This window comes from Thermoanaerobaculia bacterium (genome assembly GCA_035260525.1).
In the GTDB taxonomy this organism is placed as follows: domain Bacteria; phylum Acidobacteriota; class Thermoanaerobaculia; order UBA5066; family DATFVB01; genus DATFVB01.
This window is the reverse complement of sequence record DATFVB010000317.1, coordinates 1-9011: the sequence shown is the minus strand read 5'-3', so window position 1 is coordinate 9011 and position 9011 is coordinate 1. Positions and strand designations below refer to the sequence as shown.

At 67.8% G+C, this 9011-nt stretch carries 10 protein-coding genes and 1 riboswitch; of the genes, 6 read left to right on the top strand and 4 right to left on the bottom strand.

The annotated features are described in order from the left end of the window. Together VKH46_15045 and VKH46_15040 are read left to right on the top strand one after the other, a co-directional pair. A partial coding sequence (locus VKH46_15045; GenBank protein ID HKB72162.1) for an efflux RND transporter permease subunit occupies nt 1-277 on the top strand: 277 nt, incomplete at its 5' end. Nucleotides 278-451: 174 nt separating this feature from the next. Then, a complete protein-coding gene (locus tag VKH46_15040; protein HKB72161.1) occupies nt 452-898 on the top strand; it encodes an HIT family protein in 447 nt (148 codons plus the stop codon). A gap of 184 nt (nt 899-1082) precedes the next feature. On the opposite strand, the gene VKH46_15035 is transcribed toward VKH46_15040, so the two are convergent. Genes VKH46_15035 through VKH46_15020 form a run of 4 tightly spaced genes read right to left on the bottom strand, consistent with a single transcriptional unit; the run spans nt 1083 to nt 4308 of the window. Next, the gene (locus tag VKH46_15035) at nt 1083-1820 is read right to left on the bottom strand and encodes a DUF190 domain-containing protein (protein ID HKB72160.1); all 738 of its coding nucleotides are present in this window, start codon (nt 1818-1820) and stop codon (nt 1083-1085) included. Nucleotides 1821-1832: 12 nt separating this feature from the next. After that, a complete protein-coding gene (crcB, locus tag VKH46_15030; GenBank protein HKB72159.1) occupies nt 1833-2204 on the bottom strand; it encodes a fluoride efflux transporter CrcB in 372 nt (123 codons plus the stop codon). Further along, complete coding sequence (locus tag VKH46_15025) at nt 2201-2629, bottom strand: hypothetical protein (GenBank protein ID HKB72158.1); 429 nt, start codon at nt 2627-2629, stop codon at nt 2201-2203. Before VKH46_15025 ends, crcB begins: the two co-directional genes overlap by 4 nt. Continuing rightward, nucleotides 2626-4308 (bottom strand): dynamin family protein, encoded by a 1683-nt coding sequence (locus VKH46_15020; protein ID HKB72157.1) that lies wholly within the window; start codon nt 4306-4308, stop codon nt 2626-2628. Before VKH46_15020 ends, VKH46_15025 begins: the two co-directional genes overlap by 4 nt. Nucleotides 4309-4318: 10 nt before the next feature. Continuing rightward, nucleotides 4319-4382, bottom strand: a riboswitch (Fluoride riboswitch). Between the two features lie 103 nt (nt 4383-4485). Here VKH46_15020 and VKH46_15015 point away from each other — a divergent pair. From VKH46_15015 to VKH46_15000, 4 genes are all read left to right on the top strand, one after another. Continuing rightward, nucleotides 4486-5205 (top strand): SDR family oxidoreductase, encoded by a 720-nt coding sequence (locus tag VKH46_15015; protein HKB72156.1) that lies wholly within the window; start codon nt 4486-4488, stop codon nt 5203-5205. Between the two features lie 196 nt (nt 5206-5401). Further along, entirely contained in the window at nt 5402-6622 is a 1221-nt protein-coding gene (locus VKH46_15010; GenBank protein HKB72155.1) for an efflux RND transporter periplasmic adaptor subunit, read from the top strand. After that, the gene (locus VKH46_15005; GenBank protein HKB72154.1) at nt 6622-7362 is read left to right on the top strand and encodes an ABC transporter ATP-binding protein; all 741 of its coding nucleotides are present in this window, start codon (nt 6622-6624) and stop codon (nt 7360-7362) included. Before VKH46_15010 ends, VKH46_15005 begins: the two co-directional genes overlap by 1 nt. Then, entirely contained in the window at nt 7359-8573 is a 1215-nt protein-coding gene (locus VKH46_15000; protein ID HKB72153.1) for an ABC transporter permease, read from the top strand. The genes VKH46_15005 and VKH46_15000 overlap by 4 nt, the downstream gene beginning before the upstream one ends. The last annotated feature ends 438 nt before the right edge of the window (nt 8574-9011 follow it).

The window sequence follows — 9011 nt, the reverse complement described above, 5'->3', positions numbered from 1 at the left end:
TCCCGAGCTCGTGATCCGCGGCTCGGTCGACCGGCTCACTCCCATTCTCATGACGGCGCTGGTGACGGCGCTGGCGCTCGTGCCTCTCGTCGTGAGCGGGACCCGGGCCGGGCAGGAGATCGAGCATCCGATGGCCGTCATCATCGTGGGAGGCCTGCTGTCGTCGACCATCCTCAACCTTCTCGCCATGCCGGCGTTCTATCTCCGCTGGGGCGTCGCGAAAGGGACTCTCCCACCGGGTTCCGTCCGTCATCCGAGCGGGAAGGAGATACGGTAGATAGCGGGGCCAGGATGAGAGACCGCCGGCCTCCTGGGTCATTGCCGCCGAGGTTTGGAATGGGAGTCGGTCGAGAGGGAGGAGTGTCTCGCGGCGTCCGGGGTCGGCGCCGCGCAGCGACAGCGGGGCCGAGGTATACGCTTCGTCTCGGTATTCCGAGGGCGAGGAGCTTTCATGTCGAAAAAGAATCCGGGCTGCGTATTCTGTGAGATCGTCGCGGGCCGTGCGCCGGCGCATGTCGTGGAGGAGGACGAGTCGTCCCTCTGCCTGCTCGACATCAACCCGCTGTCGGAGGGGCACTGCCTGGTCATCTCGAAGAGACATGTCCCGTGGTGGCACGACCTGAGCGAAGACGATGCCGTCAACCTCTTCCGAATGGCGAGACGTGTGGCCCGCCGCCTCGGGAAGGCCTACGCCCCGGACTTCGTGTGTCTCTATGCCCGTGGCCGCCGCATCCCGCACACGCATCTCTTCCTGGTGCCGAGTCGGAAAGGCGACGTTCTCGACGGTTTTTTCAATGCGCTGGAGCGGTTTCAGGAATCGCCGCAGGACCTTGCGGCGCTCAAAGAGAGTTCGCGCTTGCGGGAGGCCGCCGACAAGATTCGTGGGGCCCGCCGGTAGTCGGCCGCGTCGCCGAGAAATACGGCCGCGTCGGGCGCCTCGGACGACAGGGCGGGGAGCGTTTCCCGGTTTTGGCGCGGAGCGCTTCATCGGCAATCCCCCGCCGGTCGTCCGCCGTGAGATGAGGACGCCGAGCAGCGCCGGGCGAATCCAGAACGCCCCGCCACCCCTGTCTGCTCCGGGCTCAGGACTCCGTCACGTGAGGGAGGGGTTCGGTCCTGTCCATGTGCCGGCTGTACTTGACGACGTTCACGTCGGAGATCGCGACGAGGCATCCCTCGGTGACGATCGATTCGAGCGCGTGGAGGAGGGCATGCACCTTTTCCTCGGTGTCGATGATCACGACCGAGATCGGGGCATCGGACGAGAAGACGCCCGCCTTGTGCCGCCGCTTGTGGGCGCCGTATCCCTCGATCGCCCGATAGACGGTGGCGCCCGCGATGTCGAGAGCCTTGGCGCGTTTCAGGATCGCGCGGTAGAGAGGCTCGCCCTCCCACTTGTCGTCGTCGCCGATGTGGATCCGAAGCATCTTCGCCTGGCCTTCGAGCTTCATGAGCGGCGCCTCCGTTTCCGATTTCTCCTCTCCCTTGATCGGGGAGGCCCTGTAGACGCGGACGGTTTCGACCTCGACCAGACCCTCGTCGACGAGGTCGAGAACGTCGGGCAGCACCGCCTCGATCTTCTCGCGGTGGTCGATCGCCTCGATGCGGATCGGCAGATCCTCGGAGAGGCGAAGGATGGCGGTCGTGTGCATGACCCCGTGTCCGCCGTATCCGGCGAGACCCCGGACGGCCGAGGCTCCGGCGATCCCTTTCTTCTGGAGGAGGAAGAGCAGGACCTCGTACAGGGGCTTTCCCCCGCGATGGTCCGACTCGCCAATGTAGATGACGAGCTTCCGAAACTCTTCGCCGTCGAGGGGCATCGCCTCACCTCCTCAGAACCGGACCGCCAGGCGGCTGCCCAGCCAGACCGCCAGGAACCCCACGATCACCGACCCGACGAGATTGACCCCGGCGAGCCAGAAGCCCCCTGCCGCGGCGAGCCGCTCCGATTCGTACTCGAACGTGGAGAAGGTCGTGTAGGCGCCGACGAAACCGACCGCGACGAAGAGCCTCCAGCGAGGGTCGAGGGCGATCCGCTCCGTGGCGATCGTCAGAAAGAGGCCGAGAACGAAGCTTCCCGTGACGTTGATGACGAACGTCGCCACGGGGAATTGCCCCCGATAACGCGACGAGATCCACCCGCCGACCGCGTATCGCGCGATCGCGCCGAGAAAGCCTCCCGCTCCCACGTAGATCCATTTCATTCGGCGTCCGGCTCGCGGGAATAATACAAGATTTCATGGGCGAGGGCCGCCATTCGGTCGAGGATCGGGTCGAGACGTTCCGCATACCAGTCCGGAGGCGGACCGTAGCGGCGCACCGCGCGGCTCTGGGAATCGATCAGATCGGCCCAGATCTTCGAAGAATAGGCGCGAAGCTCTCCTCGGACGTTCGGCGCGCGTTCGGGCAGGTCGAACCGGGCCATCAGCTCCCGCGCGGACGCCTCGAGCTCGCCGACGCGGCGTCGGATCGCCCGGGCGTTCCCGGCCGAGAGGGCCTTCTCGCGGGGTTGCTCCTCGTCGCGTCCCAGAAGGTCGGCGGCAAGGGAAGCGAAATCGATCACTTCGAGAAGAGTGCTGCGGAGAGCCTGGGCGTGGGGGCCTCTCAGCTCCTTCGGCGCCGCGCTCATGCCGGTCTCAGGCCTTCGACGAGGGACTCGACGCGGCGGAGCCGTTCGTCCATCGGAGTATCGGCGGCCCGCGAGGTCAGGAGCGTCTGCTCGAATCGCCGCGCGAGCTCCTCCTCGCCTTCGATCGCCCCGGAAAGGGCTTCATGGAGGAACGATTCGCCCTTCGTCAACAGTTCGAATCGCACGCGGCCGCCGTTGCGTAAGTAGAAATCTTCCGCCTGCCCTTGCGCGCGGCGGCGGAGCAGTCGCCGCGCGAGCCGGCGCGGCGAGTGGAGAACGAGAAAGTCGGTCGTGGCCTCGAGCTGGCAGCGCACGTCGACCGACGAGAAGTCGAACCGTGCGCCCCGCGGAAGGTCCGGCTGGGGTCCGCGCCAGGGCTCGGACAGCCGAAACGCTTCCCCCAGGGTCCGGTAGAGCTCATGCCGGAGCTCGTCGCTCTCCTCGCGGACGAGCAGCGCAATCGCGGCGAGCCCCTCGGCGAAAGATTGGGAGGAGTCGTCGACGAAGGCCCGGAATCGCTCGACGGTGCGGATCTCGACCATGCTTGCGAGCTCGCGGTCGTAGTCACGGTTCGGGAGCGATTCGAGCTTCGCCGCCGCGGCCGCCACCTCGTGCGGTATCTCGCGCAGCGCCGCCTTCTTGAAGAGCGCGAACGCGTCGTCGTAGGCCGAGAGAAGCCGATCGAAGCGGCCCTTCAGGACGGCCCGGCGGTCGTCGCGGCGGTTCCGCACTCGCGCGACGGCGTCTCGGAGAATCTCGATCCGTCTGCGCCGCTCCTCGTCTTCGAGGCGGGCGGCGTCGGCGGCGAGCCGAAGCTCGAACGCCTCCTCCGACGCCAGGCGCGAGAGGACCGTCCGGGCGGCCGCCTCCCGGGCGGCCTCGCGATCCTCGCGCAGGAAGCGATCGAGCTCGCGCCGGAAGCGCTCGAATCGCTCGTCGGCCCCGCCGCCTTCGGCCGCGGTCCGGGCCGAGAGCGGGAAGATCGCCGCACCCGAGAAGCCCTGCCGGACGAGCGCTCCGCGGACGAATTCGACGACCTCGGCGAGCTCGCTCTCGGTCAGGAGATCCGATCGGTTGACGACGAAGAAGAATCGGGCGACGTGGCGGCGGAGGGTCTTCAGGAACTCGATCTCGGCCTCGCCGATCGGCTGGTCGGCCGCCAGCACCACCACTGCGGCGTCGACGTCGCCGAGGGCGGCGAGCGCGGCCCGGGTGTTGTGCAGATGGGCGCTTCCCGTTCCCGGGGAATCCAGGAGGTCGGCGCAACGAAGGAGCGGGGCACAGACCCAAACCTCCGCGAATGCCACGTCCTTGACGTTCTCGGGGTTGCCCTTCTCCGTCGAGAAGTCGGCCAGATCTGCGGGCGCGATCGAGCGGATTTCGCCCGACCGGAGCGTCACGCGAGCCGAAGGCGAGTCGCCCCAGCGGGCGAGGATCGGTATGGCCGTGGTGGGGAGAGCGCCGACCGGGAGAACCGGAGCGCCGAGAAGGGCGTTGCCGAGAGTCGATTTCCCCCGCTTGAACTCCCCGATGAGCGCGAGACGGAATTTCTCGTTTCGGAGCCGCTCCGAAAGACGGCAGGCCTCGTCGCGCCGGTGCGGGGCGAGGTCGGGGATCACGGCGTCGAGACGATCGACGATGGCGTCGGGACCGGTGACGATGGACGGACCAGCCTGCATTCGGATCTCCGACGTTGCAGGAGTCATCAGCCCGTCAGTGGGCGGTTTCGGCGAACTCCATCGCCGGGACAGGAGAATACCACGAAGACGCTCTTGTTCACCCGTTCGGGATCGTGACAGAATGCCGGCGGCAACGGAACTGTTTTCACTTTCGTCAACGGGAGAGCGAATCGTCGAATGAGCGCGGAGAAGCGATCGGTAGTGGTGACCGGCGGGACGCGGGGGATCGGCAAGGCGATCGCGCGCCGGTTCGCGCGCGAGGGGTGGAGCGTCCTCATCTCGGGCCGGACGCTCGAGAGCGTGCGCAACGCGACCGCGGCGTTCCAGAAGGACGGTCTCGCCGTCGAGGGGAAGTCGTGCGACTCCCGCAAGGAAGACGACGTGCGGGAGCTCGTCGAGTTCGCGGGGGAGCGTTTCGGGCGCCTCGACACCCTCGTCAACAACGCCGGCATCGGCATATTCGACAACGTGATCGACATGGATCCGAAGGACTTCCGGGCCGTCATCGAGACGAATCTCTTCGGGCCGTTTTACGCGATCCGGTACGCCGCGCCGATCATGAAGAAGAACGGCGGCGGTTTCATCGTCAACATCGGATCGCTCGCGTCGATCAATGCCTTCACCGGCGGCTCGGCCTACAATGCCTCGAAGTTCGGACTCCTCGGCCTGTCCGACTCGGCGATGCTCGACCTCCGGCACGAGGGGATCCGGATCGCCATCGTCATGCCCGGCTCCGTCGCGACGGACTTCGGCGGCGAGCCGGCGGGCGCCGACGACTCCTGGAAGCTCGCCCCCGACGACGTCGCGCAGGCCGTCTTCGAACTCGTGCGTTTCCCCGACCGCGCCATCCCGTCGCGGATCGAGCTGCGCCCCTCGCGTCCGCCTCGAAAGGGCTGATCCACGCCCCGCCGCGCGCCGAAAGCGGCCGGGCGGCGGAAGTTTTGCATCCGAAACGTTGTTTCCGTAACGGGAAGCCCTCGTGCCGCGTTTACCCGGGGCGTTTCCACGGAGGGCTCGCGGGCGGTCGCCGGGGCGGGCGGGCAGTAGCCTTCCCGACGACGCCGTCAATCCGGACATCAGAGGAGGCGAAGGAGTGAAGAAGAGCCGGATCGGGTTGTTGATCGCGCTCGCGGCGGCGGCGGTCGTCGTCGCGGTGGTGCTCGCGCGCCGGCGCGATGCGCCGGAGAAATACCGCACCGCGAAAGTCGACCGGGGAGACGTCACGATGTCCGTCTCGGCGACCGGCGCGATCTCGGCGGTGACCACCGTGCAGGTGGGGAGCCAGGTCTCCGGGATCATCGCGAAGCTCTACGCGGACTTCAACAGCCGGGTGAAGAAGGGACAGCTCCTCGCCGAGCTCGACCCGACGCCGTTCGAACAGACGATCGAGCAGCGGCGCGCGGACCTCCAGAAGGCGCAGGTCGACGCGGGAAACGCGAAGGTCGCCTTCGGCCGGCAGCAGCGGCTCCAGCAGCAGGGTCTCGCCTCCCAGGCCGACTACGACAATGCCAAGGCGGCCGCCGATGCGGCGGCGGCGCAGGTCAACCTCGCGCGCGCCGCGCTCGCCCAGGCGGAGACGAACCTCAAGTATTCCAAGATCGTGTCGCCGATCGACGGCGTCGTCGTCAACCGCGCCTACGACGTGGGCCAGACGGTCGCAGCCTCGTTCCAGGCGCCGACGCTCTTCACGATCGCTCAGGATCTCACGAAGATGCAGGTCCAGGCGGACGTCGACGAGGCGGACATCGGCCGGGTGCGAATCGGCCAGCCGGTCCGGTTCACCGTCGACGCCTATCCCGACCGCGTCTTCCGCGCGATGGTGTCGCAGATCCGCCTGAACGCGACCGTCAACCAGAACGTCGTGACGTACCCGGTGATCGTCGCCGTGGACAACCCCGACGAGCAGCTCCGGCCGTCGATGACGGCCAACATCACGATCGACGTGGCGACGGACCGCGGCGTGCTCCGTATTCCGAACGCGGCGCTCCGGTTCAAGCCCTCTCCCTCCGAGGAGGGAGGGCGCGCGGGGCGCGCCGGGAACTCCGGAGCGGGGCCTGCCGCCGGCGCCGGCGGCGCTCCGGCGCGACCGACGCTCGCGGGATCGCTCCCGCGGACCGGCCGGCGCGAGAACGGCCCGACCGTGTACCTGCTCCAGGCGGACGGGACGCTCAAACCCGCGCGGGTGCATCCGGGAATCACCGACGGGCAGTACACCGAGATCCAGCCCGGCGACCTCCGCGAAGGAGACCTCGTCGTGACCGGGCTCGTCACGGCGAAGGGCCCGTCGCAGGCCGGTCCGCGCATGAGGTTCTGATGGCGGAGGTCATCCGCGTCGCCGATCTCGTGAAGATCTACCGGATGGGGGACGTCGAGGTCCGGGCGTTGAACGGCGTGTCGCTCGCGGTCCAGAACGGCGAGTTCATCGCGGTGATGGGTTCGTCGGGCTCCGGGAAGTCGACGTTCATGAACATCGTCGGCTGTCTCGACCGGCCGACGTCGGGGAAATACTGGCTCGACGGCGAGGACGTCTCGGAGCTGTCCCGCGACGAACGCGCCGAGATCCGGAATGCGAAGATCGGCTTCGTCTTCCAGTCGTTCAATCTCCTGTCGCGCACCTCGGCGCTCGAGAACGTCGAGCTGCCGCTCCTCTACGCCCGGGACACCCACGCGGCCGACCATCGCGCCGAGAAGGCGCGGAGCTGCCTCGCCATGGTCGGTCTGGCGGGCCGCGAGGATCATTTTCCGAACCAGCTCTCCGGGGGGCAGCAGCAGCGCGTCGCGATCGCACGGGCGATGATCAACGACCCGGCGATCGTTCTCGCGGACGAGCCGACGGGGAACCTCGACTCGCGCACGTCGGAGGACGTGATGGCGGTGTTCCAGGAGCTGAACGCGCGCGGCAAGACGATCGTGCTCATCACGCACGAGCCGGACATCGCGCAGTTCGCCCGCCGGATCGTCGTGTTCAAAGACGGCCGGGTGCTCAGCGACGAGTCGGTCGCGCAGCGGCGCGCGGTCGCCGCCGAAAGCGCGGCGGCGGGGAGGAGCGCATGAAACGGTTCATGATGATCCTGAAGGTCGGTCTCCAGGCGATCCTCCGCAACAAGCTGCGATCCGCGCTGACGATGCTCGGGATCATCATCGGTGTCGGTTGCGTGATCGCGATGATCGCGATCGGCGCCGGAGCCTCCCGTTCGATCCAGTCCCAGATCCAGTCGCTCGGCTCGAACTTCGTCATGATCTTCCCGGGAGCTTCGACCCAGAGCGGTGCCCACATCTTCAGCGATCAGTCGTTCCTGACCGAGGAAGACGCGAACGCGATCAAGGCGGACTGCCCGTCGGTCGCCTACATGTCCCCGGGCGTCCGCGCGAGCGGTCAAATCGTCGCCGGCGAGACGAACTGGGCCACGCAGATCCAGGGAGTCGGCGTCGAGTGGCCCCTCGTTCGCACCTGGAACACCGTGCAGGGCGCGTTTTTCACGGACTCGGACGTGCGCGCCGCCGCGAAAGTCTGCGTTCTCGGCGGCACCGTCGCCGACAACCTGTTCCCGGCGGGCGACGCGGTCGGCCAGATGATCCGCATCAAGAACGTGCCGTTCAAGGTGGACGGAGTCCTCGAGAAGAAGGGCGGATCGATGATGGGGGACCAGGACGACCTCGTCGTCGTGCCCTACACGACCGCGATGAAACGCCTGTCGGGCAAGACCAAGCTGAACGTGATCTACGTGTCGGCGACGTCCGTCGACACGGTCGCGCAGGCGCAGACCGAGATCGACGCGCTGCTGCGGCAGCGCCATCACATCGCGCCGGGCCAGGATTCCGACTTCACGATGCGCTCGCAGCAGGAGTTCGCGGCGATGTCCGAGCAGTCGTCGAAAACGCTGTCGATGCTGCTCGCGTCCGCCGCCGCGATCTCGCTGCTCGTCGGCGGAATCGGGATCATGAACATTATGCTCGTCTCCGTCACGGAGCGGACGCGGGAGATCGGGATCCGGATGGCGATCGGCGCGAAGGGGAGCCATGTGCTCGTGCAGTTCCTGATCGAGGCGATCACGCTCGCGGTGTTCGGCGGTTTGATCGGCATCGGACTCGGGGTGGGCGCCTCGACGTTCGTTTCGAAGAAGGCGGGGCTCCCCGTGCACATCGCGCCGGAGTCGATCGCGCTCGCGTTCGGGTTCGCGGCGGGGATCGGGATCTTCTTCGGGTTCTACCCGGCGCGGAAGGCCTCGCGGCTCGATCCCATCGAAGCGCTGCGGTACGAGTAGGGGGGGGCTGGGGCGGCCGGCGCGGGTCCTGTCGCGGCTCCGCCTCCGGTGGCGCCGCGCGGCGCATGCCGAGGACTTTGTTACGAGGCCGATGCGCGGCGCGCGGACGCCAGGAGGCGGAACCGCGCCACCCGCGCAGAAAGCCCGTTCCGGGAGGAGAGCATTCTTCATCGAGCCGTTCGGCGACGCGGTTGAACCACTTCGAACGGGGTGTTTGTGAGGAGGCGGTGCTTCGCACCGCGGTGGAGGGTTTGAGCGGGTTTTACCCGGCGCGGAAGGCCTCGCGGCTCGATCCCATCGAAGCGCTGCGGTACGAGTAGGGGGGGCTGGGGCGGCCGGCGCGGGTCCTGTCGCGGCTCCGCCTCCGGTGGCGCCGCGCGGCGCATGCCGAGGACTTTGTTACGAGGCCGATGCGCGGCGCGCGGACGCCAGGAGGCG

Excerpts from the sequence above, each read along its gene's own strand:
- VKH46_15040 (HKB72161.1), top strand. The coding sequence starts at position 452 with ATGTCGAAAAAGAATCCGGGCTGCGTATTCTGTGAGATCGTCGCGGGC.
- VKH46_15005 (HKB72154.1), top strand. The coding sequence starts at position 6,622 with ATGGCGGAGGTCATCCGCGTCGCCGATCTCGTGAAGATCTACCGGATG.
- VKH46_15020 (HKB72157.1), bottom strand. The coding sequence starts at position 4,308 with ATGCAGGCTGGTCCGTCCATCGTCACCGGTCCCGACGCCATCGTCGAT.
- VKH46_15000 (HKB72153.1), top strand. The coding sequence starts at position 7,359 with ATGAAACGGTTCATGATGATCCTGAAGGTCGGTCTCCAGGCGATCCTC.
- crcB (HKB72159.1), bottom strand. The coding sequence starts at position 2,204 with ATGAAATGGATCTACGTGGGAGCGGGAGGCTTTCTCGGCGCGATCGCG.
- VKH46_15015 (HKB72156.1), top strand. The coding sequence starts at position 4,486 with ATGAGCGCGGAGAAGCGATCGGTAGTGGTGACCGGCGGGACGCGGGGG.
- VKH46_15035 (HKB72160.1), bottom strand. The coding sequence starts at position 1,820 with ATGCCCCTCGACGGCGAAGAGTTTCGGAAGCTCGTCATCTACATTGGC.
- VKH46_15025 (HKB72158.1), bottom strand. The coding sequence starts at position 2,629 with ATGAGCGCGGCGCCGAAGGAGCTGAGAGGCCCCCACGCCCAGGCTCTC.